24 protein-coding genes are annotated in these 24,907 nt (G+C 43.6%); 10 read left to right on the plus strand and 14 right to left on the minus strand.

What is annotated here, in order from left to right:
* Window positions 1-173: 173 nt before the first annotated feature.
* The 3 genes from ACFVAD_RS00760 to ACFVAD_RS00770 all read right to left on the minus strand — a co-directional run bounded on the left by ACFVAD_RS00760 (window position 174) and on the right by ACFVAD_RS00770 (window position 2,317).
* On the minus strand, window positions 174-773 hold the full coding sequence (locus tag ACFVAD_RS00760) for a class D sortase (protein WP_386635358.1): 600 nt from the start codon (window positions 771-773) through the stop codon (window positions 174-176).
* A 258-nt stretch (window positions 774-1,031) separates the two neighbouring features.
* Window positions 1,032-1,349 (minus strand): hypothetical protein, encoded by a 318-nt coding sequence (locus ACFVAD_RS00765; RefSeq protein WP_386634885.1) that lies wholly within the window; start codon window positions 1,347-1,349, stop codon window positions 1,032-1,034.
* A gap of 179 nt (window positions 1,350-1,528) precedes the next feature.
* The gene (locus tag ACFVAD_RS00770; protein WP_386634888.1) at window positions 1,529-2,317 is read right to left on the minus strand and encodes an N-acetylmuramoyl-L-alanine amidase; all 789 of its coding nucleotides are present in this window, start codon (window positions 2,315-2,317) and stop codon (window positions 1,529-1,531) included.
* 221 nt (window positions 2,318-2,538) lie between these two features.
* On the opposite strand from ACFVAD_RS00770, the gene ACFVAD_RS00775 reads away from it, so the two are divergent.
* From ACFVAD_RS00775 to ACFVAD_RS00785, 3 genes are all read left to right on the plus strand, one after another.
* Window positions 2,539-3,099 (plus strand): BsuPI-related putative proteinase inhibitor, encoded by a 561-nt coding sequence (locus ACFVAD_RS00775; RefSeq protein ID WP_386634891.1) that lies wholly within the window; start codon window positions 2,539-2,541, stop codon window positions 3,097-3,099.
* 129 nt (window positions 3,100-3,228) lie between these two features.
* On the plus strand, window positions 3,229-4,779 hold the full coding sequence (locus ACFVAD_RS00780) for a hypothetical protein (protein WP_386634893.1): 1,551 nt from the start codon (window positions 3,229-3,231) through the stop codon (window positions 4,777-4,779).
* Window positions 4,772-7,579, plus strand: coding sequence for a DEAD/DEAH box helicase (locus ACFVAD_RS00785; RefSeq protein WP_386634896.1), 2,808 nt, complete (start codon window positions 4,772-4,774; stop codon window positions 7,577-7,579). Before ACFVAD_RS00780 ends, ACFVAD_RS00785 begins: the two co-directional genes overlap by 8 nt.
* A 14-nt stretch (window positions 7,580-7,593) precedes the next feature.
* On the opposite strand, the gene ACFVAD_RS00790 is transcribed toward ACFVAD_RS00785, so the two are convergent.
* Both ACFVAD_RS00790 and ACFVAD_RS00795 read right to left on the minus strand, forming a co-directional pair.
* The gene (locus tag ACFVAD_RS00790) at window positions 7,594-8,181 is read right to left on the minus strand and encodes a VanZ family protein (protein WP_386634899.1); all 588 of its coding nucleotides are present in this window, start codon (window positions 8,179-8,181) and stop codon (window positions 7,594-7,596) included.
* A gap of 168 nt (window positions 8,182-8,349) precedes the next feature.
* A complete protein-coding gene (locus ACFVAD_RS00795; RefSeq protein WP_386634902.1) occupies window positions 8,350-8,811 on the minus strand; it encodes a hypothetical protein in 462 nt (153 codons plus the stop codon).
* Between the two features lie 249 nt (window positions 8,812-9,060).
* On the opposite strand from ACFVAD_RS00795, the gene ACFVAD_RS00800 reads away from it, so the two are divergent.
* Window positions 9,061-9,465, plus strand: a complete 405-nt coding sequence (locus tag ACFVAD_RS00800) for a helix-turn-helix domain-containing protein (protein WP_386634904.1) — start codon at window positions 9,061-9,063, stop codon at window positions 9,463-9,465.
* A gap of 215 nt (window positions 9,466-9,680) precedes the next feature.
* Here the strand turns inward: ACFVAD_RS00800 and ssb are convergent, their stop codons facing one another.
* Window positions 9,681-10,064 carry a single-stranded DNA-binding protein gene (gene ssb, locus ACFVAD_RS00805; RefSeq protein WP_386634907.1) on the minus strand — a complete coding sequence of 128 codons (384 nt, stop codon included), beginning with the start codon at window positions 10,062-10,064 and terminating at the stop codon, window positions 9,681-9,683.
* 468 nt (window positions 10,065-10,532) lie between these two features.
* Between ssb and ACFVAD_RS00810 the strand changes: the two genes are divergently transcribed.
* Window positions 10,533-10,961 (plus strand): YwpF family protein, encoded by a 429-nt coding sequence (locus ACFVAD_RS00810; RefSeq protein ID WP_386634909.1) that lies wholly within the window; start codon window positions 10,533-10,535, stop codon window positions 10,959-10,961.
* Window positions 10,962-11,366: 405 nt separating this feature from the next.
* On the opposite strand, the gene ACFVAD_RS00815 is transcribed toward ACFVAD_RS00810, so the two are convergent.
* The 4 genes from ACFVAD_RS00815 to ACFVAD_RS00830 all read right to left on the minus strand — a co-directional run bounded on the left by ACFVAD_RS00815 (window position 11,367) and on the right by ACFVAD_RS00830 (window position 14,364).
* Window positions 11,367-11,924 (minus strand): class D sortase, encoded by a 558-nt coding sequence (locus tag ACFVAD_RS00815; RefSeq protein WP_386634912.1) that lies wholly within the window; start codon window positions 11,922-11,924, stop codon window positions 11,367-11,369.
* Window positions 11,925-11,927: 3 nt separating this feature from the next.
* Window positions 11,928-12,866, minus strand: a complete 939-nt coding sequence (locus ACFVAD_RS00820) for a processed acidic surface protein (RefSeq protein WP_386634915.1) — start codon at window positions 12,864-12,866, stop codon at window positions 11,928-11,930.
* Window positions 12,867-12,996: 130 nt separating this feature from the next.
* Window positions 12,997-14,046, minus strand: a complete 1,050-nt coding sequence (locus ACFVAD_RS00825) for an SEC-C metal-binding domain-containing protein (RefSeq protein WP_386634918.1) — start codon at window positions 14,044-14,046, stop codon at window positions 12,997-12,999.
* A 168-nt stretch (window positions 14,047-14,214) separates the two neighbouring features.
* On the minus strand, window positions 14,215-14,364 hold the full coding sequence (locus ACFVAD_RS00830; RefSeq protein WP_386634921.1) for a YwzD family small protein: 150 nt from the start codon (window positions 14,362-14,364) through the stop codon (window positions 14,215-14,217).
* Between the two features lie 395 nt (window positions 14,365-14,759).
* Here ACFVAD_RS00830 and ACFVAD_RS00835 point away from each other — a divergent pair, with 395 nt between their 5' ends.
* The 4 genes from ACFVAD_RS00835 (at window position 14,760) to ACFVAD_RS00850 (ending at window position 18,526) form a co-directional block, all read left to right on the plus strand.
* The gene (locus ACFVAD_RS00835; protein WP_386634924.1) at window positions 14,760-15,338 is read left to right on the plus strand and encodes a DUF5317 domain-containing protein; all 579 of its coding nucleotides are present in this window, start codon (window positions 14,760-14,762) and stop codon (window positions 15,336-15,338) included.
* A 540-nt stretch (window positions 15,339-15,878) separates the two neighbouring features.
* Window positions 15,879-17,393, plus strand: a complete 1,515-nt coding sequence (locus tag ACFVAD_RS00840; protein ID WP_386635361.1) for a bifunctional diguanylate cyclase/phosphohydrolase — start codon at window positions 15,879-15,881, stop codon at window positions 17,391-17,393.
* Between the two features lie 56 nt (window positions 17,394-17,449).
* Window positions 17,450-17,872, plus strand: a complete 423-nt coding sequence (locus ACFVAD_RS00845; RefSeq protein WP_386634926.1) for a hypothetical protein — start codon at window positions 17,450-17,452, stop codon at window positions 17,870-17,872.
* A gap of 180 nt (window positions 17,873-18,052) precedes the next feature.
* Window positions 18,053-18,526 carry a hypothetical protein gene (locus tag ACFVAD_RS00850; protein WP_386634929.1) on the plus strand — a complete coding sequence of 158 codons (474 nt, stop codon included), beginning with the start codon at window positions 18,053-18,055 and terminating at the stop codon, window positions 18,524-18,526.
* A gap of 53 nt (window positions 18,527-18,579) precedes the next feature.
* Here ACFVAD_RS00850 and ACFVAD_RS00855 read toward each other — a convergent pair whose 3' ends face one another.
* Window positions 18,580-19,080: a hypothetical protein gene (locus ACFVAD_RS00855; protein WP_386634933.1), complete on the minus strand. Its 501-nt coding sequence runs from the start codon at window positions 19,078-19,080 to the stop codon at window positions 18,580-18,582.
* 164 nt (window positions 19,081-19,244) lie between these two features.
* Between ACFVAD_RS00855 and ACFVAD_RS00860 the strand changes: the two genes are divergently transcribed.
* Window positions 19,245-20,723, plus strand: coding sequence for a hypothetical protein (locus tag ACFVAD_RS00860; RefSeq protein WP_386634936.1), 1,479 nt, complete (start codon window positions 19,245-19,247; stop codon window positions 20,721-20,723).
* Between the two features lie 468 nt (window positions 20,724-21,191).
* Here the strand turns inward: ACFVAD_RS00860 and ACFVAD_RS00865 are convergent, their stop codons facing one another.
* From ACFVAD_RS00865 to ACFVAD_RS00875, 3 genes are read right to left on the minus strand one after another with little or no spacing between them, the layout of a single operon-like run.
* Window positions 21,192-22,232: a Gfo/Idh/MocA family protein gene (locus tag ACFVAD_RS00865; protein WP_386634939.1), complete on the minus strand. Its 1,041-nt coding sequence runs from the start codon at window positions 22,230-22,232 to the stop codon at window positions 21,192-21,194.
* Window positions 22,233-22,259: 27 nt separating this feature from the next.
* Window positions 22,260-23,009, minus strand: coding sequence for a response regulator transcription factor (locus tag ACFVAD_RS00870; RefSeq protein ID WP_386634942.1), 750 nt, complete (start codon window positions 23,007-23,009; stop codon window positions 22,260-22,262).
* Window positions 22,990-24,786, minus strand: a complete 1,797-nt coding sequence (locus ACFVAD_RS00875) for a cache domain-containing sensor histidine kinase (protein WP_386634945.1) — start codon at window positions 24,784-24,786, stop codon at window positions 22,990-22,992. Before ACFVAD_RS00875 ends, ACFVAD_RS00870 begins: the two co-directional genes overlap by 20 nt.
* Window positions 24,787-24,907: the final 121 nt, after the last annotated feature.

A 24,907-nucleotide genomic window follows, 5' to 3' on the forward strand; every position in this document is an offset into this window, starting at 1 on the left:
GGATATCCCATTTTCCCTTAAAATTAACCTGTAACAAGAACAAGAAAAATATTTTCAGAATAGGTTCAATATAACTATTAAATAATTTAGATTTTTGCCGAATTGAACCAGTTACAAAAAAATGCCTGTGCCAATCCGCATATATGGATAAAGGCACAGGCTTTTACTAGCTATTATAAAACCGGCTTCGCATACACGATATATCTCTCAGGCGCCCGGCCAGTCAAGGTGAATGGATAGCAGGTTGTCAGGATCAGTTCTTCTTTTTCCTTCTGCAAGGTGATGATGCTTGTATCGTCCTTGTCGACAATTTTTGTTTCATAAATTTCATACATATAATCCCCATAAGGAAGGGAAACCACAAATTTATCACCAAGCTCCAGTTCTCCCAGACGCAGGAAAACGGTGTCTCGATGACCGGAGAAGACGATTTGGCCAAGCTCCCCTGGATAGGATGCACCGCGGTAGTGCCCCACTCCTTTTTCCAATTCATCAGGGTCCGTTCCTTCTACAATGGGCAGCTGCGCTTCAAACTTCGGAATCTGCAGGATGCCTACTACATCCCCGACAGCCGGGTCCCAATCTTCGGGCTTGGTCGGCCACTTTCTTTCCTTTTCCGAACTTGGGGCTGTTTCCTTCTCCTGATCTCTGGAAGTCAGAGCCACCGCATCCTGAAGGGCCGCTTCCGTTTTACGATCCAATGACCACTTCTCATACAAACCATACCCGATAAACGAAACCCCTCCTATAATAAACAAGAGGGCCAGAATCATCCCTTTTCTCACTATCCACTCTTCTCCTTTGCATGTCGGACCAACACCCCGGAAAGTGCATGCAACATAGTTTCTATCTTCATTATATAAGCATGAATGATTGTTTTCCATATTTATTACATTAATTTAAAGCGGTTTGCTGATAATGGATATTGACATAGAAAAATCGCCTGCACCGTATAGTATGTAAATGGCTACTAGTGCAAACGATTTCACATGTACTATTTTACACAAAAATCAGAAATCTTCAATATTTATTTATAATACCCCATTAAAAATCCCCGACATCCTCTGCATAAGCATTGGTAAAAACGCCGCTAAAAGATGTGTGGCAATCAGTGTATAGTGGTAAAATTTCTGCTTTGCCATCCGGAACACCAACGGAATGACGACAAGAAAGATTCCTATTACGCTGATCAATGAGTAGATCAGCGTCCCTTTCTCTTCCCCATATGTAACCAGCAAATAGAAGAATCCTACAATACTGATATTATAAATTAATAATAGCAAAGACAATGCAAAGCAAATGAAATTGATAACAGTCTTTGTTTTTGGTCCGATTCGGATATTCCCCATGAGTGCTGCCCCCTTTCTCTCTTTCCAACTAATTATCTATTTATTTCGATAAATGAGGACAAATTTCCTGTTTTTATAACAAGAGAAATTATTTTATACGAAAATTTTAGTAGAAGGATCATTACGGACAGGATTTTCACGAAAGGGTGGAGCGCTGTTCCCAGCCACCACCCTATATCCTATGCACTTATAAACGTCGAATAGCCCTGCTTGCGCAATTTCACGGCCAAACGGTCCGCATTTTCCTTCTGAGAAAATGCGCCAACCTGGACCTTATACAATCCTTGCTCCAGAAATACAAAGGTGCTGTAGCCTCTACGATCCAATTCCTTTGCGAGATTATCCGCATTTTCCTTTGCCTTGAAAGCTCCGACCTGAACCTTATAGACAGCCTTAGCTGGTGGCGGTGTCGGCTTGAGCTTCAGATTGAAATATTCTACTATCCCTTCTGCAATGGCCCGTGCGCACGTTTTTCGATAGCTATCTGTCTTTAATAGCTGCGCTTCTGGATAATAGGTCATAAATCCGCATTCAACCAGGATTGAAGCCATTTTTGTTTCTCTTAAAACATGAAAGTTTGCGGTTTTGATTCCTCTATCTCTTCTTCCGGTTGCCAGGATCAATCTAGGGTGAACGAGTCTGGCAAGCCGATCTGAATTTGGGGATTCGACAATTGGCGTATATGTTTCAATGCCTTGAGCCGTGTTCCACCCTCCTGTTCCATAAGCATTAGCATGAATGGAGACAAAGGCATCAGCTTCCCAGTTATTAGCACGATCTGTGCGTTCCTGCAATGGCACATCCCTTTCATCGGAATGGGTAAACAGAACCTCCACATCCTGGTGTTTTAACAGTTCCTCTTTGGCATATTGCGCTACTGCGCGATTAAATTCATATTCTCTCAATCCATCAGGTGTCCGTTTTCCTGCAGTGCTATATCCATGACCAGCATCCAATACAATTTTCATTTTTCCACCTCATTTTTCAAGTTTAATACTTTGTACTAGTAGAATATGCAGAATATGACATTTATTGACAAAAAGAGGCTATTCCCTTGTCCATCCCTCTGTAACCTTTTATATTATTTTGCGTCTAACCTTACAAAGAGACGTATGGGTCATTACATGGTCTGATAGAGTGGGAAACAAGGTATATCTCAGAATGAAATAGCGCAGATGGAGGAATGATGATGAAGAGAATCGCACTTTTACTCACAATGTCGCTTCTTTTGGCCGCATGTGGAACAGCACAGGAGAACAACAAGGCTACTGAGGAACCAGATGAAACGACTGAAATTCCAAATGGAAATAACGAGGAAAATACGACAGGCAGTCCAGGAGGGGAAAGTGGTTTGAAGAAACCGGAAATGCCAAAAGGACAGAAGAAATTTACCGGCGAAGACCCGAACAAACAAAAACTCTCCAGTACGTTGGAACAAAAGGACAATTCTTTTGTATTCACAGTTGAAAATGATACCGGCAAAGATGCGGAGATAACCTTTTCCTCTGGCCAGGAATATGATTATATCGTGTACGATTCAGAAGGTAAGCTAGTGAAGAGGTTATCGGAAGGAATGATGTACACGCAAGCGATTAAGGAAGAGGTCATTGCCCCCGGAGAAACGGTTTCCTATTCTGCATCCTATGAAGAAGTATCCTCCGGTCTGGCTAAAGGAGAGTACTCCATCGAGTTCGTCTTTACAGAACAAAATTTCCAAGCGTCCGCCAAAGAAGCCTTTAATGTGCAATAAGAAGGGAAGTTTTCCCCAAGGTTGTAACTCCTTGTTAAAAAACCTATAATGGAATAAGAAGATTTTACCGTAAAAGAAAGGTCTACATTTGATAAGTAGGCCTTTTATTCGTTTTGGATGGTGACAAAAATGGAGCAGTTTGCAACTTGGTTAATCAATACTTATCCGCTGTCAGAGGAAAAAAACCGTGTTCTTTTGAAAGGCGCCCTGCAGCTTTTCCGGCAAGGAAACGTAATAAATTCCTTTGAAGAGGCTGCAAATATTACGGGGAAGGTGCAGGATAATGGCCATCTCCATGTTCTTCTTGACATGGACATCCATGAATTGAGCCGATGCTCATGTGGTTCGGATTCCCTGTGCATCCATCAGCTCGCAACCTTTCTGTCCTTTTGGTCGCAGACGAGAACCATCGCATCGCTCATTGAAAAATGGAAGGAAGCCACTCCACATACCAGATCAGAACCGCTCCCCCTTTTCCAAAAGAAGAAAGTGGATAGCTATTCTGATACATCCCTTGCAAGCTGGCTGGAATTTGTGGAGCATCATCATGATCAATACAAGCGTTCCATCCCATCAACAAGGACGTATTTGACCGGTCTGACACATGCATTCTTTCCAAAGCTCCGTTTATTGGCACCCAAAAAGGCTGAGATTCGCCCGCTCTTCCTCTTGCACGCCTCTCTCTATTGCATGCAAGAGGTAATGAAAAGCTATGATTCCTCTCAGCCATACCAGTATATAGTAGATATCCTGCATCGTTTCGTCGATGTAGTCGAGGAGGAAGCGAAAGGATTGTTTCATAGTGCGATCGCATTCCAGCTCGATTCCTTGCTGACGGAAAGCAGGGAGTTGATCCGACACATGCTCCTGCAGCAGAAAGAGCCTTTTATCCGTGAGGTTTTCTATTCCTTTCAGTTCATGTGGAATGACGTGTTTCAACGCAGGAACTGGATGTCCTCCGAATTGAAAGAGCTGGAAGGCGACCAGACCCTGCAAGCTGAATTAGCTAAAACACATCTCCTTTTTCTTCAAAAGAAGGACGATGAAGCACTGGACATAGTAAAGAAGCATTCCAGTCAGTACGCTCCTTTTGTATTCAATTGGCTTCAGGCACTTGCCGGCTCCAAGGCAAAGGACCGATTGGACGTTTGGCTGCAAACCGCGCTTCCAATCGTGACAGACTATATTCATGATGAGCCGACCTATGACCGCAAACGTCAGCTCACAAAGCACCTTTTGAAGCTTTTGACGGACTATGCACTGGAAACGAAGCATGATGCCATGTATATCGAAGCGATGAAGAGCTTAATGCCCTACAGCTATGGCGAATATGAGTGGTACCTTTTCGAAACGAAGAAATTCCGGAAGTGGGTGGAGCTCCAGCTTTGGATGGGATTTGAACTGAGCGGTCTGGAGTCATACAAAATCAAGACTATCAAGAAAGCCGATCCGTATGCCCTCTTTCCCCTCTATCATACTGCCATTCATCAGGCAATCGGCCAGCGGAACAAGAGCTCCTACAAGGAAGCCACAAGCCTTTTGAAGGCTCTGCACGCTTTATATAAGAAAGAAAAACTCGAAGACGTCTGGGTGGAGTATATTTCTCAGATAAAAGAAGGAACCAAACGACTCCGCTCCTTCCAAGAAGAACTGAAAAAAGGAAGATTCACATATGATTAATGGATCATTATCCGTCAACACGATATACGATGAAAAAACGAACAGATTTTTCCTATATGTGCAGCTGAAGTCATCCGTACTGCCGCCTTCCCGTTTCATCCCGCTGTTATTCACCTGGCATGAAGGCTCTTTTTTCGGTTCCTTTTTTCAGGAGTCCAATTTCCAAGGCAAAACCGGCATCTTCCTTTCTCCAGCTGATGCATTGGAGCTTTTTGCAAACAATACAGAGAATTCTTTTTTGCAGTTGGAATGGTGCGACCACTCTGAGCTGTATCGTCTACTGGCACCTACCGTCTCTTCCATTTTCAATCAGAAAGCCTTTAAGCCTGATTTTTCAGAGTGGCAGAACGGCAGGCTATCCTTCTCTTTGACGGATGAAGGAAACAAACTGGTCCAGGAAAATCCGCTTCTTCCCTCCTACACAGAAAAAATAGAAGAATGGATCGGATCGATCATGATGGACTGGATAAAAAATGAAAAGACCGAGACATTGCGCTCCTATTGGGCAGAATACTCCAATTCAGCCTCTCTTCATTCCCATGAGAGCCCCTTGGTCTATCTGGATGAAGAGGATTGGCTTAAGGATATTGGATGGTTGAAGGACATCACGCCATTCTCCGTCGGCTTGCGATTATTGGAGCCGGAGGAAGCCTATTCGGACTGGAGACTGGAAACGCTCTTAAAGGATAAGAAGACCGAGGAAGTGTACGTGTGGGAGCAGGATAAACTTCCATCATCTTATAAAAAGTTTAAAAAAGAAGTCGAGCGCAGCTTTAAGAAGTGGCAGCGCGTCACTCCTTCCCTTTTTTCCAATGGCAGGATACGTGAGGCCTTAACCGAAGAGGATGCATGGCGATTCCTGGTGGACGGCAGCGAAAGATTGCTCGAAATCGGCAGCTTCATCCTGCTTCCATCATGGTGGCAGGCTGTAAAGGATTCCCGACTGAAAATCAAAGCCCGGGTAAATAGCTCCAAAAAGGGATCTTCCCATTCAACCTCCTTTGTCGGCCTTCAATCACTTGTCAATTTCGAGTGGCGTTTCTCCACCAGGAACACGGAGCTGACAGAAGAGGAGTTCCTGGCATTGGTGGAGCAGAACCGACGCCTTGTCCAAATCAAAGGGGAATGGGTCGTATTGGATCCGCAATTCATTGAAGAGATAAAACTCATGATGAAGCAGGCGGAAGAAACGGGCATCCGGATTGAGGATCTGCTGAAAAGCCATGCCATCAACAGTTTCGGGGAGATGCCAGAAGAAACAGGCAGCTACGCCATGAATGAAATAACCTATGAAATGACTGGTCCCCTTCAGAATCTGGTCGAGCAGCTCTATCAAGGAAGAGCCCTCCCTGACTTTAAGGCACCCACTACCTTCAAGGGAGAACTCCGGCCTTATCAGGAACAAGGTGCCGCCTGGCTGTTATTTTTGCGAAAACATGGCTTTGGAGCATGCCTTGCGGATGATATGGGACTCGGGAAGACCATCCAGCTTATTGCCTACTTCCTGACGTGCAAGGAGCAAGAGCAGGATCAAGAGCGTGAACCGGTTCTCATCATCTGCCCGACCTCTGTGCTTGGGAACTGGCAGAAAGAATTGGAACGCTTTGCACCAAGCCTTGAGGTGATGCTGCATTACGGGACCAATCGAAATAAGAGCGACAGCTTTTTGGATTCGATAAAAGGAGCAGATGTTGTTCTCACCTCCTATGCAATCTCGCATCTGGATGAAGAGGAATTATCCAATGTTCGTTGGAGCACCGTTTGCCTCGACGAAGCACAAAATATCAAGAATGCCGACACGAAGCAATCTCAGGCTGTCAGGAATCTGCAAGGACATCACCATATCGCCCTGACAGGTACACCAATGGAAAACCGTTTGTCCGAGCTTTGGGCAATCTTTGATTTTATCAATCCCGGATACCTCGGAACATTGGGAGCCTTTCATAAGCAATTTGTCCTTCCTATTGAAAAAGATCAGGATAAACGCAAGATCCAGCAGCTGCAGATGCTCATCCAGCCTTTCCTGTTGCGCCGTACCAAGCAGGATGAGCAGGTGGCACTCAACCTGCCTGAGAAGCAGGAACAGAAGGAATACTGCCCATTGACCATCGAGCAGGCATCCATCTACGAACAGCTTGTGAAGGAAACCTTGGAAAAGGTGGAATCAGTCGGAGGCATCCAGCGAAGAGGCCTTGTACTGAAGATGCTCGGGCAGCTGAAGCAGGTTTGCGACCACCCATCCCTTTATTTAAAAGAAGAAGAGCCGACCAACCTCATGATGCGGTCCACGAAAATGGAGAAGCTGGTGGAACTCGTGGAACAGATTCGTCTGCGCAACGAAAGCTGCCTTATTTTTACCCAGTACATCGCAATGGGTAATATGATCATTGAAGCCATCGAGAAAGCACTTGGGGAAAGAGGAAGATTTTTAAATGGAAGTGTCGTGAAGAAGGACCGTGATAATCTGATCACCTCCTTCCAGAACGGGGAGTTCCATGTGCTGGTCCTCTCATTAAAAGCAGGCGGAACAGGACTGAATCTGACAGCTGCCAATCATGTCATCCACTATGATCGCTGGTGGAACCCGGCAGTGGAAAACCAGGCAACAGACCGTGCGTACCGGATCGGTCAGAACCGCTTCGTCCATGTCCATAAGTTCATTGCAACCGGGACACTGGAGGAAAAGATAGATGCCATGATCGAATCCAAACAAGCACTGAACAACCAGATCATTACGAGCGAAGGCTGGATTACCGAGCTTAGCAACGAAGATTTAAAGGAACTTCTGACATTACGCTAAAAAGCGCGAATCATTCACATCGAATGATTCGCGCTTTTTCTTATGGATGAGGCCCTGGAAGTTATATAGCCAACTACTATCCCGACCAGCCCACCGGTACAATCAAGCCATACATCCGCCCATCGGCCGCTCCTGTCAGGATGAAGGTGCTGTAGATACTCGTCCAGCATGGAAATGAAGAGCACCATGCTGCAGCTCAACAGGAACACCCGCCATCTACGATTATGTAGGAAACTTTGGAAGTAGCGGACGATGACAAACCCTAACATAAAATAAAAGAACAGGTGCGCAGCCTTCCGGAATAGAAATTCCATAAAAGCATAGCCTCCACTCGATTCCACACTGATAACACGCCCATCATAGTTCACCTCAAATCCTTTTAACCACGCCGAGAGGCTTTCCTCTGGCACTAGCAACCTCAGATATGGCCTGATATCCTGTGCCGTATAGGACATGGAGGATAGATGAAACAAAAGTACTGTCCAACCGATTGCAAGGAAGAGATAATAGTATTTTCTTTTTTTTAATAGCATAGGATCACCACTATTCGATTCAAATAGCTCTGTTAATGACTTGGGTAGATTAGCAGTTGATTGTAGCAATAGGCGAAGACTCCTGCGGGAGGTAGCGGTAGGCTGGAGACCCCGCAAGGCAAAGCCTGAGGAGGCTCCAGCACCGCCCCTTGGGTCGCTGCGCCTAGTGCGGAAATCAACAGCGGCGTTTAACAGATCATTAGTAACGGTGTGTCCTATTTTTCAACTATCTATACGCTACTGATGCATACTTCTCACCCTCGGAAGGGAAAGATAACTGCTTTTTCCTTTGTGCTTGATGGAAATTCTCTTGAGAAGGCTGATAACAAGTGGTTCATCAAGGTCCTGGGGATCGTCAAATCGGATGAATGCTCTGCGGTGTTCTTGCCAGACATAGGAGGAAATTTCTATGGAGCTTGTTTCCAAATATACTTTTATAGATATGATCCGCTTATCTTTCGTTGAACGAAATTGTATTTCTACTGCCTGATGGTTGTTGGTGACAATGCTTCTGACATCGCTATCATCACATTCATGGCTCTCCCTATCACAGAGCTGCAAGGCATCATAGAAAGAAAAACCATGACTTGCGTAAGAATAGGTAGGCTCCTTTACATAAATAAAATAATTCTCCTGATTATGAATCGGATTTTTTACCCTTTGAAGAAATGCAATACTGTATAAATGGAACTCTAACATTTTCTCACTCCCCTATTCCTACAAAATTGGTTCACTTCTATCATTTCATTTTTTTCCAAATATGGAAACCCATTTAAAAGCTTGTGGTTTTACTGGGTATTCTTACCTATACTTAAAATCCCTCTATTTCTTTCCATATTCCAAATCGTTCTATTTCGTATCAAATCCATAATTGAACGGATTAAGAACCGAAGATCCCTCCGTCTTCCTATACGGTAAAGGAAAAACTATCAGGCAGGAGGGGCTTGGATGAAAGAAACTTCCGTTTCCCGCAATATCAAGAACTTCCGGGACCAAAAAGGCTGGAGCCAGCAACAGCTTGCTGACGAACTGAATCGTTCCCGTGGCACCATCAGTAAATGGGAAACCGATAAAGAAACTCCTAATATGGAGGCACTGATTCAACTGAGCAGCATTTTTGACGTATCCATCGACTATTTAGTCGGCCATCACCATCAGCAGGAAGCATACGTCAAAGAATTCAATCGTCTTTATCAATTACAGAAAACCGATGACGAACTACTAGAGGTAGTCGATTATTTAAAACAGAATCCAAAATTTAAAAAATCTTTACATATGTATACAAAACTTAATGTCAAATACCAAAAAACCATAGAAAAGAACTTTCGATCCCTGGTAGAGGATCTATCGTGAAAAGAGAGCCAACCCGAGATAGGTTGGCACAAGTAATGGAGAGCAGGGAGGATATTTTCTCTGTGAAGATTCTAAGAGGGCTTATCCAGTATAATAAGCAATAGAAAAAGGCAGCTTGTTTCGAAAAGTTGCCTTTTTTTTGAAAGGCTAAAGCATCCTGGGAGGGGTTCCCTATGCTTTACAGGTTATCAATTCAATATTTGTGAAAGACATGGTTAAAATGGCAGCTCCACTTTTTCCAATTCTTTTTGCACTGTTTTTTCCACCTTTACTGCAGGTTGCATACGTTCTAAAAATCGCACATTATCTGCGACCACATCCGTTACAAACACGGTCGTACCGTTCTGTCCTTCGTATTTCCTCGTCTGGATCCTTCCGGTAATTCCTATCAAAGCACCTTTTCTGCAATAGTTGGCCGTTGTCTCTGCCAGCTTTCTCCACACGGTGCAGGAAACAAAATCCGCCTCCACCACACCATCCTGGTTTTTGAAATTTCGGTTTACCGCGAGATGAAAGCTTGCCAATGCCGTTCCGTCACTTGTATACCTCAGCTCCGGATCCTTCGTCAATCGCCCAACGAGTATAACTTGATTAATCACGTTCCTTCCCTCCTTTTTCGTGTTCTTGCCTGTTGCTTTGTAATCATAACCGGGGGAGGGGAGGCTGGTAAAATGGAGGTTATTCATTTTTCTTTAAGGTTTTGCGTCCAAAATGGCAGTTTCCCGTAAACAAAATCTCATTTCGAATAGAACTCTCTTCCTAATAGATGAAATTACATGTTGAGCAAATTTTTTACGGAAGACACTCAGATGACAGTTTGTTGCTCTTTGAAAACTTTAGAAACGTCAGTGGATTGTAGCGGAAGGCGCTTGACTCCTGCGGGAGGTAGCGTTTAGATGGAGACCCACAGGCGAAGCTGAGGAGGCTCCACAAGCGCCCCGCGGAAATCCACGGGCAAAATTTTCACAACAAATCAAATTAATGGGAACAGTATCTTTCCCAACCATTATGATATAATAAAACCAAATATGTACAGGCACGACAATAACACCCGCTGGAGGGAAAGTATGAAAACGTTCAAACTTGTTGCATTGTCCATCGTACACGGGGAAAACGTTGAGAAGTTAGACCTACAAGACGGATTGATCATCAATAGAGAATACGGCAAGGAAAACTGGCTCATTGAAGCCCTTCTTCCAAAGAAAAATCCAGAAATATATCAATCCATATTAGAAAATAAAGAAACAGTTCATGTACAGGCTACCATATCCAAACCATCCAATGATCCCGCTTCGTTCGAGGCTGTCATCAGGAATGTGGCTGTGATGGACGAGCGCATGAGCATCCTCTTTGAAGGAGAACTGTTCCGCCGCAACAACAACTATCCGGAGAAGCTTTTGGAATCCTTGGTTGAGAGCGGCTACAACGGGAATGATCTATTGCAGGCCTTTAAAGAGAAAATCAATGAGAAGCCTGTACTGCAGAAGTCAAAATAAAAGAGTCAACCATTGGTGGTTGGCTTTTTTATTTTGCGGCAAAGTTTCTGTTGGCGGTTAGATAGTTACTTACTGCGCGGAATTTGTCGTTTTTTGACCACGCAAATGATTCGTTTTTGTGCACAAATCAGGATTTTTCATCGTAAACCACGATTTTTGTGCGCAAATTTAATTTTTTGTGCAGAAAACATGAATTTTTGTGCATAAGGTAATTTTATCTTTACTTGATAGCGATAACTACAATAAGGGATATCCCTCATACAATATTCTATTATAGTAATACTTAAACAAACGTTTGATTAAAATGCTGTATGAACGAGCAATAACAACACTTAATAACGCCATATATAGATTTGTCTTTCACAATAACTATAGGAAAATAACTTGGTTACCCAATTGTGTAAGCTAGTAAATCCGGACCGCCTCCAAAACATATCGTTCAGGAGCACTTCCGATAAAGCGAAACGGATAACAAGTCGTCACCGTCAGGGTTTCTTTCGGTTTTGGCACAAGGACAGTCGTATCATCCGCCTTCACAATGCGAATCCGCTTAATTTTATAATGATATCTCTGCCCACCATTCTCCACATGAAGCGAATCCCCGACCTCCAGCTCACCCAACCGGCGGAAGACCGTATCACGATGGCCTGAAAGCACGATATTTCCACCTTCTCCTGGCAGCATGCTGTTAGCAACATGACCGATTCCCTTTTTCAACTCTTCCTCGGAAGCTCCGTGATAGATGGGGATACTAGCTTCAAGTTCAGGAATGGCGAGGTTACCAATCAAATCTCCGACGTCCATCTTTCTCCAAGAACTCTCGACATCCTCCTTATCATGAAGATCACGCTCATCCAAGTCGTCCACAGCCGAATACCCTTCCCAAAAGGAAAGACCGCTTCCCACGAACAAAGCGGTCCCAATGATAAAAATCACGATAGATGCAATTCGAAGCTTAATCATGAACTATCCCCTGCTTACAGCCAATGACCGTAGGAATAGGATTCCTGCTGCGGCTACAAGCAAGAGTCCAAGCGCCATACCCAATCCATATGAAGAGGCAGTATCAGGCATTCTGTTATGGTAGAGTTCCTCGCTCAAATTCACGCCAAGTTGGCCCAGATGAATCAGTTCTTTCCCTGTTTGTTGCACATAGCTGGGAGAAATAATCTGGTCATTCATTTGGGCATTTGCCAAAAGCTCTCCCTCCTGGTTAAAAAGCTCCAAATGCACTGTTTTCCCTTCAAGCCATCCAGGCTGCAAAAGCTGTTCCTGCGTGATCGCCTCTTTACTTTCTCGATTTTCCATATGAAGATTTGCGGTTACATCAAATGCATTCATGAAATCGGACCAGAGTGAAAATATCTTTTCCACGGAGTTAGGTTCTTCTGCGACCTTTTGCTTCAGCAGATCCAGCTCCGCCTGCAGGTCTTCATTCGGCAAACCAAGGATATGCTGGAAAATCAACCGTGCTTCCTCCGCCTGAAAGCCGACGGAAACGAGAAAATCCTCCGCTCTCGCCACCTCCTCTTCATGCGTCAGGTAAAAATCCACCGCAATTTCAAGGTCCTCCAAGAAGGTATAGTCCTGCACCTTTTCCCCAAACCTCGAGAGCAGGATTTCCAGCTCCTCCTCCGTCAGATTGTAAGAGTCAAGCATTCCATGGAGATTATCCTTATTGATTGGAGTTCCAAGCTCCGCCTGCAGATGCTCTATATCACGGAAATCATCCAGGTTTACCTCATAAAATTTTAAATAAGTATCCAGATCATGTCTGGTCCATCCAATTTCCTTCAGATAGTTATCGACTTCATTCTCTGTTGGCGCAGCAAGTACAGACCCGGGAGTCCCCGCTATGGAAATGACCAAAACCAGCATAGAAATCATGGCAACAAAACGCTTCATCAAAACGTCCTCCTCTTAATCGTCGCATTCTTTCCCCTAGTTTGACCAAAATATGGTGGAAATATGTAGCAGCACAAAGAAAAAAGCTCTGAATCTACCTTATGGTAAAATCAGAGCTTCTTCACATTTTTTAATTCAATGCTTCTTCGATATCATGTTGAAAAGTCTGGATGACAGGCTGTAGAACCTCATCCAGCTTGCGGTATGTAGAGGAAACACTTCCAGGGGAAATGCCGAATTCCTCGGATAGCGACTTTTGCGTTTCGACCTGCTCCTGCATAAATTGCACATCCAGGAAGTAGATCAAGGCCGCTGCATAGTTCGGTTCATTACGGATAGCAGGACTCTCCTTCATACAATAGACGGACCAGAGCATATGGGCGAATTCCTGAAATCTTTTCGGGTATCCTCGCTTTTCAGCCGCCTCCACAAAAAGCTCCAACACCTTCTCCTGTGCCGCGTTTTGTACAGGCAGCTCCTGTACATCCTCTTCCGACAATTCAAATTCAATGACATGACCGGCAAGTGTCGGGAACATGGAACAGACTTGTTCTTTGGACAAGCTTTCCTTTTCAAGAAGAATCTGCAGCTTTTCCTCAATTCGGATAGCCTCCAACGTCCCTCTTTCAAACGTGGACATGAAGACGACATGTGCATCCTGAAATGGTACAAACATCCCCACAACCAGCTCGTTCTTGCTTAGTCCTTCTTCTCGCTCAATAAATTTGACTTTGACTTTCTCGTTTGTGAAACAGTCCTCCATCGTATATTGGGCACCACGAACATTGGATACCTTATATACAGAAGGCTGGGCTGTCTGCCAGCTCTCCGCCCATTCCTGCACTTGAGGACGAGAAAACTTATTCCCGTTTCCTTTTACAAATTCCTGCACAATGGTCTTTCCGCTCTCACGTACGACTGTGAACATATACCAAAGGTGGACTATTTCCTGGAAGGCTTCTCTCTTTTCATGATCCAGTTCGAATTTATGTACATACTTGTTCGCTGCCGCTTCCAACTCACCTGCATATTTATCGTAAGCATAACGCATGATATCAATCTGAAGCGCCACCAGTTCCGACTCCAGCACCTTCTCAAAGCTTGCATCCTGCTCTTTCTCACAACACTTCTTATACTTTCGTCCGCTTCCGCAAGGACACGGGTCGTTTCTTCCAATCATCCAATCACCTTACACTTTTAGTAGATTCTAAGTTGCATAGGCATCTGCCATGAAACACAACGTTTCTCATTTTATCATAGATTGAAGATCGGTGTAGGTCTCAGACATTTGTAAAAAACGGAAAAACACCGCAATCTTATGCGGTGTTCTTCCAAATTACGAATCTATTTATTTGATAAGCATTTGCAGCTTTTCTCTCATTTCGTTAACAAGCTCAATCATGGAGATGTTCTCACGTTCCGTCCCTTGTTGGTAGGCATATTGTAGAACCTTAATGATTTCATTCTGGCTTTCGATATTTTTAAAATGATCGTTCATTTGTTTTTCACTCACCGCCTAATATATTACAATTTATAAAACAATTCTACTAGATTTCTACAAAATGGCAAGACAAATTTTTCATATTTTACAATTTTAATAGAATATAGGAGAAAAAAGGTTAAATAGTAACAATTTTCGTTAATTTACTTATTCCTCTTTGCGTACATTTAAAACCTATTCGACAATTTCCATTTAATATTCGGTACTTTTGGCCGATAACAATAAGAGGACCTTTGAGCAAAAAAGAATTAGAACCCAATAAATCTTCCCTTCTATTCTATCTTTTTCCAAATAAACCTTGAAATTCTTGAATATTTTTGTTAATTATTAGTTAATGAAGATTTCATTTTTCAACAATTTTCTACATAAATACTTCTTTTTGGAGGACCAGCATGGTATATGACGGAATTATTATCGCTCTAATAGTGGGCCTGTTTCGAGGCGGAAATTTTAAAGGATTGGCAGATATGAAATTGAAGCACGCGTGGGTCTTTCCCGTGCTATTGCTGATTCAGCTTATCGTCTACCTTACACAAAACAAAATTGCAATCATCGGATCGTCGAGTAATATCGTATTCATGCTGGTCTATATCGCAGGTTTGTATTTCTTATGGGAAAATAGACACCATTCAGGTTTCTTCATCATTTTCATCGGGGTCCTGCTGAACTTTATCGTCATGACTGCTAACGGCGGAAGGATGCCTGTCTCCCTTGAGGCAAGCACCGTGCTGGATCCATATTTTATTGAAGCGCTTAAAACCGATCTATATGGCAAGCATGCCGCTATTACAGAAGCTACCCGACTGGCTTTCCTGGGTGACATCATCCCGCTGTCCGCTCCGTATCCACGTGAACAAGTAATCAGCATCGGCGATGTCATCATGAATATCGGCGTATTCTTTTTCATCCAGTACTTGATGCTCGGGAATAAAGGAAAGAATCCAACACCACAGGTAACCGCATCAAACTAAATTCCCAGAGAGCTATTTGAAGGGAGGTGACAAAAATGAACGCACGTACTAAAAATGCTATCATTAATTTATTGGTGATTGGTTCCGTAATTGTAGCTTTAACTTCTGGTTACAAAGTTGTATAATTTATCATAGGGAAATAAATTTATTTATTTCCCTAAAATGAAAACTAACGAGAGTGATAACATGGAACTTCAAATGAAAAGTAACAAAGGCTTTATTCTATATGTGACAACTATTTCACTTATCGGTGTTATATCATTTTTGTCTTTTATAAGTTTTTCCCCTATTTCACTTACAAAATGGGTAATAATTTATTCCCTTGTTGGAGCGCTCCTTCTAGTACTTCACTTCATTATCTACCTACCTCCAAAAGGAAATTCTATTTCAATGGATTCTGCTATATATCTAGCCTCTCTATTTGTTTATGGCATAGAGACAACTTTAATACTATTGTTAATTGGTAATATCATTTTCGCTTTAATCAACCATAAAATAGTATGGTGGAAACATCTTTTCAACTTTTCCCTTTATTCAATTATGATTATTAGTGCTTATTATTCTTTTATCTCTTTTAATGGCCCTATCGGAACGGTATCATTAAATACTATTTCACTGTACATACTTTCTCTAACTGTATATTTTTCACTAAACGTCCTTTTAATATGGCCTTATTTCTTTCTAGCTGACCCTAAATCTGTCAAAAATATAGTTAATGGTTTGATTAAAAAAGGAATATTATTAGAGTCAATCATTAGTTATGCGAGCATATTAACTCTCTCTCTAGTACTAACAATATTATTAAAAGAAGAGCATTTTTTTGGTTTATTTCTATTCACTATTTTATCCGTACTTCTTGCCTTGGCCTTTTCTAAATTTTTTGACCTGTATAGAGAATCAGAGGAACGTGCAAACAAGGACTTTTTGACCAACCTTTATAACCATGGCTACTTCAAACTCAAATTGGATGAAACCTTCAAGACCCTTGAAAAGAACCAAGTTTTCACTGTGGCTCTTCTGGATATTGACGATTTCAAAAAATACAATGATCAGAACGGCCATCTGCAAGGTGACGAGCTGTTACGGTTCATAGGGCAATTTTTAATCAATAAAACCAAGCTGACCCCTTATACGCCAGCAAGATACGGCGGAGAAGAGTTCGCCATATTATTCCCTGCTGTTACAAAGGATGAAGCCAGCATATTTCTTAATAAAATCCGAAAAGATTTCAATGATACTCCCTTTGATGGTGCGGACGATCTGCCTTTAAAATGCTTATCCTTCTCGGCCGGGATTACAGAGTATGAGCCTGGAACCTATAATTCAGCAGAGCTATTAAACAAAGCGGATAAGGCGCTCTACTATGCGAAGGCCCAAGGAAAAAATAATGTACAGATCTATTATGAAGAAGCTGACGTTTATCAAAATGACCTGTATCTGGTAAAGGAAATCGAGAATCTCGAGCAGCAATTGCAGATTTTCCTTCCAAAAGATGTGTACACCTATCAGCACAGTAAACGAGTATTTAAATATGCCATGGACTTCAGCAAAAAGCTTGAGCTGAGCGATCATGAAAAACAGACGCTTATCCTTGGTGCATTGATTCACGATATTGGAAAAGTGGAAATCCCACGAGATATCATTAATAAAAAAGGGAAACTCGACCCTCATGAATGGGAGATTATGAAAAAGCACGTGCTATGGGGAAAAGAGATTGTTTCCACAACGAAGAAGTATGAAGAGCTGCTCCCATTGGTCGAGCTGCATCACGAACGCTTTGATGGAAAAGGATATCCTTCTGGCCTTCGGGGCAATAACATTCCAAAGCTTGCCCGCATCCTCTGTCTCATTGATTCGTTTGATGCCATGACCACCGAGCGCCCTTATCAGCCTACTAAAACCTTTACTGAGGCTTTTGCAGAGCTTAGACGATGTGCCGGCACTCAATTTGATCCACAATATGTGGAACCGTTCATCGAAGTTATACAGGAAAAATTCCCTGCACTTTCGAAAAAAGAAAGGCTGGAGGAAGAATCAAAACGAGCAGCGCAATGATAAATTTGCGCTGCTTTCTATTATTTTATATAGTAATTGGGAGAGAAGGTGATTAGATGAAGCTACTGAAAGTCTTGCTTATTACTGTCATAATATTGGGTGCCTTAGGGGCCGCGGGCTACTACTTCATCAATAAGTTTATCGAAGATCGAGCTGTTGAATATGTGGAGCAAGATTTAGATGATGGCAATATTGCTATGGCGCGGGAATATGTAGACAACTCCCCATCCTTGAAAGCTTATATTTCAGAAGGTGCGGACGCCAACCTCGAGGAATTGCCGTTTCAGACGAGAGAGGAAGCGACAAGGGCTGTGATGAAAAAGCTAAGCCTCCAGGAACTCCAGTCCATCCAGTCGAAAGCCGCTGACGGTATGACAGAGGCGGAAGCGATGGAGCTTGCGGATACCTTTGAGGAAAAATTGACGGATGAAGAGCTTTTGGCATTGAAGGCTATTATTTATAAAGAGCTGTATGAGTGAGGAAAGAGGAATCAACGTTATATAACGTTGATTCCTCTTTTATTACACTCTCTCTGAGAAGCTCAGGTGCAATCTATTGGATGGCAGAGATTCTTCTGTCGGAGGGGTACAAAAGAACAAGCAATATATATTGAGTCACATATATTAACTCTAGATTTCAATAAACAAGGAGGTTAATATGTGTCCTTATATTTCGAATGGAGTAAAGAAGGAAAGAATAGTGGTAACGACCAGAGATATTATTTTGTCCAAGCAAAAGAAATGATGGATGTCACACTCGATTCCATAGTGGAAATTTTAAAGTTAGATGTAAAAATCACCTCAACCATGCAAAAAGTATTGCTGGATTCCAAGGTCAATCTGAAGATAGAAACTGGAAACCCTTCCGAATACAGCGTTCATACCGAGTTTTTTTTATGGAGGAACAACAAATTACTCACTACGGAGAACATTGCTCTCACCAATCAGCTTGGGCAGGATGGCAAGATAAAAACTCTCATGAATACCATAAGCCTCTCATGGACGGACGTCCTGCTGACTCCTGGAAACTACACTTATACACTAAAGGCAAGACGCGTTGAAACAGTTGAGGAGAATATTTCCACCATCCAACTAAAAGATAGAGCATTAAACGCTGTTGTGTTCCTGCATTGAATATAGCCTCTATCAGGTTTAGAATTTCACCAGATATGGGGTTTTTTGCTCTTTTAGAGGCGATCTAACACCAAGAATTTCACACCTGTTAACAAGGCAATCGCTAGAATCATATTTCTCCATTTTATCCGGATCCGACCTTCTTTAGGCTGTACCACTCCCATCGCTATGATGTTCCAGAACCATGTGCTGTCAGTCCACCGCTTCTTAACAGGGATGATTCCCGCCTCTTCCGCTTCCCGCTTTTTATTTTCGTTTCTTGCCCAGAGCAGGATGATAACGATGTCTAATATAGAAGCCAATATCATGGCAGTTGCTGCAATATGATTGGGAATATCCCACAACGGTTTTCGGGTAGCCGCTTTCTCTTTTTGTATCTTTTTGGTTTCTTCTATGTTCACTTGAAAGGTATCAGTGAATTTTTCTGTGTTTCCTTCTATCGTGATGTTTGTCGTACTGGCGAAGTAAATGACTGCGAGAATAATGAGGGCATAACCGCCAAAGAAAAGAAGTGGTAGATGCTTTGAAGATAGTTTCAAATTACTTTGTTCCATAAAAATTCCCCCTTTTGTTTCCATACCTTTATTTTACAAGGGAAAAATATCCTTTAACTAATTTAGTTGTTACAATATTCCAACGATACTTCGTGATTGGTTTAACCTTATGAAGCTGCTGGGTATGTAATCATTATTAAAGCAAGCTTGAGGAGGAAGAAAAGATGGCTGGACATCGTAAAGAAATGATTGGTTCTTATTTAACAGAGCAGGAAGCGATGGATAAAATCAATTGGTTGAAGGAGGAAGGCTATCTCTCCGAGGAAATCTTCCTAATCAGGGATCTGAGTGGTGTGGTGGAGCCCTTACAGGCGCAAAACGATTTGACTTCTCCAGAGGAACATCATAACGGAAGGATGACCCTCTCTAATATGGATCCTGTGCATGCTTCACATTCTATCGAAAGAACATTCTTTAGAGGGTCCCGAGAAGATGGTGTCGCATCCACCTTGATGGAGATGGGCATTGAGCGGGAGGAAGCATATCGTTATGAGTATGATGTGAAGGTCGGGAAAGTCCTCATTTTGACGGAAAAGGTGAACAGAACGGTTTCACAGGACCATAGCCGTCTAGACCGTTATCGAACGGAGGAGGAGCTTGGCCTGCAGTTTGATACGATGCACGAAGAGCCTAACGAATCTGCGGAAAAGCCTACGGAAGAAAACACCCGCTCCTGGAGTGTGAACAGGCCTTTGACAGATGATAATATTGATATTAATAGACCACTAGATGAAATGATGGTGACTTCTTGGAATGAAGGGCTGCATAAGGAAGCTGGTGCGTTGGAACAGCTTGATGAAGGGTACCGTGCGGCAGAGACATCTGAGCCGATGATGCATGGCGAAGGGCACCATCCATCTACTACCGTCGATTCTATCCAAGAGGAAAATCACGAAAAGCCCCTCTTTACCGCAATTGGACATTCTCATACTCCTAAAAACGCGACTGATAGCAGCTCGATTGAGGTAACAGAGGATTATGACAAACTCTTGTATGAGCATGGGCAGCCATTCCCTATGGAAAAGAGTGCTGTGGAAGAGGATAGCTATGATACCAGTGTTATAAATAAGCATTCTTCTGAAATGAGGCACTTGGAGAAGGATTTGAATCTTGAGCGGGATCTTTTTGAAGAGCAAGGGAGTACGACTAACCCACCTCTTCATGATCAGCAGAATAGTGGACATTTCACTTCTGAGCACGATGTCACTCCTGATACGGAATATCCACAGGACAATGTGCTGGGGTATGAAACGGACCATATGCAGGAGGAGCCTGTCTCCCATCAGAATGAATTCAATCATGACGACCGAATGCTTGAGGAGGAAGGCCCGCTTATTTCAGATAGAGTCGAATCCGAGTATACACCTGATTTGATGGATTATGATCAGCAGCATGAGCCGATGCCTTCCGGACAGCTCGTGCCTGGCGATGATTATGTCAGTGATGATCCTACGTACATGGAAGAGGCGCTAATGTTCGGAGACGAGGCAGCGCTCGCACATGGTGAAACCCAGCAATCTTCGCTTTTTGAGGAAGAGGTGGAGGAGCACTATTCTTCTGAAAGAAAGCCTAGTACCATGAACAGGAAGAAAGGTCTATTTAACGATAAAGGGAACGATCCCTTTAATCCGTATCGCAGATAAATGGAATAGGTAGTGGCAAGCAGTCTTCTGGCGTGGTGTCAGGAGGCTGTTTTTCTTTGTGTGGGTATAGGTTGTTTTCTGGGGAGACACGCGGTTGTGTAATTTCTAATTTTTGTAAAGTGGACAGATAATGTGGTGGTTTGGATCGATTCTGGTGGATTTCCGATCGATTCCAGCGGGAAGTGGACAGATTACTGCTCGTTTTGGACCGATTATCATTGTTTTTCGCTAGATTAATGTTTTCCCGCCCTACTTCCATAGGTAAACAGAGCAGCCGAAAACCTCATTAGAACAGAAAAATGCCCCCACCACCCAAAAACTCCAATAAGGTGCGGAGGCATGCACAAAAACCTAAGCAAAATTACCTATTTTTAATAAAAACCGGTTTTCCCCTCACAATTCGCTAGTCGACATAACAACAGGGGCCAGACCCCCATAGTTATGTCAACCCCCTCTCCCCATACACAATCAAACCAACTTAATGCTGGTCCCCGTCTCGCTGCTGCGGTAGATGGCGTCGATGATTTGGGATGTTTGCATGGCTTGCTGTGGTTTGACGACGAGTTCTTCGAGGCCAAGGCAGCTGTTGATGAAGTTGAGTGCCTGCGGGATGCTTGGGTCGTCTTCGCCCGGCACCCAATTTGCTTCTGTGTTCAGGAGCATTCCGTGCTTCATCTGGTTCAGGTGGAATGGGAACAGGTCGATGCCTCCGTCCATTCCTGAGATGCTGACACTCTCCTCATCGTCTTTCACGTTTGCCGACCAGGAGGTTTCAAAGAGCATCGATGCCCCGCCCTCGAATTTTATGTAGGCTGTAACATGGTCATCCACTTCAAATGTTTCGTGGTTGAAGCTTCCCCACTGGTTTACTTGACCAGGGATCTTGCTTAGCTCATTATAAGCGGTACCAAGCACTTCCACCGGCTTAGGATTGCCTAGCAGCCATAGGGATAGATCCAGCAGGTGGCAGCCGTAGTCGATCAGGCTTCCGCCGCCCTGCAGTTCTTTATTCGTAAAAACACCCCACCCAGGAACTTTACGGCGGCGCATGCCTCTAGCACGAGCAACTATCGGCTTTCCGATTTCCTTTTCGTCGACTAAGCGCTTTGCAGCAATGGATTCCTTCATAAAACGGTAATGATAGGCAACCGCCAGCTGCTTCCCCGACTTTTCGGCAGCTTGGATCATGCTTTCGCATTCATCCGGCGTCATCGCCATCGGCTTCTCGCAAAATACATGAAGCCCTGCTTCCAACGCTGCAATCGTGATTTCCGCGTGGAACTTATTTGGCGTACAAATCGTTACCGCGTCCACTTCCGAAAACATGTCTGCATAATGAGGAAACACTTTCTCGATGCCGAACTTCTCAGCAACAAGCTTTGCCGTTGCTTCATTCACATCACTGATCGCTTCGATCACCACTTTATCCGCCAATTTCAAGAAAGTAGGAATATGACGCCCCTGCGCAATTCCACCCACTCCGATAATTCCCATTCGTAGCTTTTCCATATCCTAGCACCCCATCTTTATTTTTTTCTATTTACCGACTGTACTCCTGTATTCATTGGGAGTCATTCTCGTAAACTTCTTAAACACCTTACTGAAGTATTTCTCATTCTGATAGCCCACATGGTAGGCAACCTCATAGATTTTTACATGCGGCTTTGCCAAGAATTCCTTTGCTTTTTCCATCCGGATTCTTGTCACATAATCGGTGATGGTTTCATTGTACTCCTGCTTAAATTTGCGTGAAATATGCTCCCTGCTCAGAAAAAAGCGGTCCGCAATCTCCTGTAGCGTGACATCCTGCTGGTAATTGGCACGCAAGTATTCTTCTATTTGTACCATGCTTTTCGTTTCGGATGAAACAGCAAGGAACTCCCTGTTGCCGGATGACCTCCTGGCCAATGCCTCCTCCTTCCACTTTTTCACCGCCCGCTCCAGCGTTTCATTTAAAATATCCGGATCGATCGGCTTCAAGATATAATCAAAGCTTTTATACGTAATCGCATTCCGCATAAACTCATAGTCATCATAGCCGCTCACCACGATTGTCATACAGTTCAGGTCTGTGGAAGCAAGCCATTTCAGCAGGCTGATTCCATCCCTTTTAGGCATCCGCATATCGGTGAAGATAATCTCCGGCCGGTGCTGGGTAATCAGCTCGGTCGCCTCCTCCCCATCCTGGGCCTCGAGGATGGTATCTATTCCGTGTTCCTTCCAATCCGCCAGGAGAAGCAGCCCTTCCCGGACATGCTTCTCATCGTCAATGATGATCGCCTTCATCCTTTACACCTTCCATTTCCAAAGGAAGTCTCAGGCATACGACCAAGCCCCCCTCATGATGGTTGACAAGCTGCAGGCTCGCCGCCCCGTCATAATACAGTTGCAGACGGGCATAGATATTTTTCAAGCCGATATTCGTTACTTCTTCCCTTGCCTCTCTATTTCCTGCTTGAAAATGACGATAAATCTCCTGCAGTCTTTCATTTGTCACGCCGATTCCGTTGTCCACAACATCCAAGAGAAGCATACCTTCCACCACTTTTCCTTCGACCGTTATTCTCCCTACCCCTTCCCGGATATCAAAGCCATGCTTAAAATAGTTTTCAATAATCGGCTGAAGGATCATCTTCGGAACTTGAACCTGCAGGGCATCTTCCTCTACGTCGATCCGGTAATCGAGATGGTCGCCAAATCGCTCTTTCTGCAATAAAAGAAATGCCTTGATATAGTTGATCTCTTTTTTCAGCGGTACCATATCCTCCTCCATATTCATCCCATAGCGCATGATCTTAGATAGATGCGTCACCAGTGTATAGATCTGCGGCACTTTATTTTTCAGGGCGACCGTACCGATTGACTGAAGGGCATTATAGAGAAAATGGGGATTCAATTGCGACTGAAGCACCTTCAACTGATTATTTTTATTCTCGATTTCGAGCTTGTACTCCCGGTTGATGAGGTGATTGATTTTCTCCATCATCTGCTTGAACCTGCTGCCAAGCATCCCAATTTCATCGTGCCCCAATGACTCGAACTGCACCTTCATATTCCCTTCCTTCACCTGCTGGATGTTCTGAAGCAGCACCCGTATCGGCGAAGTAATTTTAAAGGAAACGAACAAGGTGGCGAGAATGACAAGACTTAATCCCAGGACCCCGAACAGGATATTGATTTTCGTTACAGTGAAGGCATTTTCATAAAGGGTGGTGTACGGGACGCGCTTGACCAGGATCCAGCCGCCAACCGCTGCCGGGGTCTGTTCATACATCATCATCCCGTGGAAGGAGTCATTCTGCCATTCCATCGTCCCCCGTTCCTTGTTGGACTCCATCACCTCGCTGATCCACTTCTGCTCCGCTTGCTTGGCAAACACTTCTTCATTCGAGCTATAGATCAGTTCCCCGGTCCTTGCTAAAATAAAGAATTCCTCGGTCTCCTTGTTGTAAAGGTTCTCGCTTAGCTCCAGTACCCGCTCCGTCGACACCTCTACCGTAATAAAGGCCAGCACCTCATCGGATGGCACATTCCGCAGTGCACGGTGCAGATACAGCACATTTCTCCCCTGCTGCGCTTCTGTGGTATCAATAAACATATTGTATGGATTCAGTTGGGCGTTTTTATAGGCATCCTCATACATTCTGCTGTTGAGCCTGGTGGAAAATACGACCGTTGAGCGCTTGGACGCAGTGATGCTCCGCTCCTCCTCGGCAAAGGAAATATGTACCCTCCTGATATTATCCTCCGCATACAGGATCGTCTGCAGGACATTCTTTACAATACCGAGTGTCATATAGTTATCTTCCTTATCAGGAGACCTCATGTAGTTGATGAAATCAGGATTATTATACAAGGAAAGTGTTAAACTATTAAGCTCCTCCAAATAGGTTTCCAGATTGATCTTCCCCTGATAAAGGAGATTACTATTTTCCTGGACGACAAGATCCTTGAACGCTTCTTTTGTATGGAAATACGTGATGATAATCGATGTACCGAAAGGCAGAATCGTTATCAATAGCAGCAGTACGATAAGCTTATTGCGGATACTTTTTCTGATCATGGCCTACCCCCGGTGAAAAAGCATTTCTTTTAAGTATAAACAGAAAGCATGCCTATGAATAGACATGCCCTCGTTCTAATTTATTTGCTCTGTTAAACACCGCTGTTGATTTCCGCACTAG

Origin of the sequence: Sutcliffiella sp. NPDC057660 (genome assembly GCF_042800035.1) — a bacterium.
Lineage (GTDB): Bacteria > Bacillota > Bacilli > Bacillales > Bacillaceae_I > Sutcliffiella_A.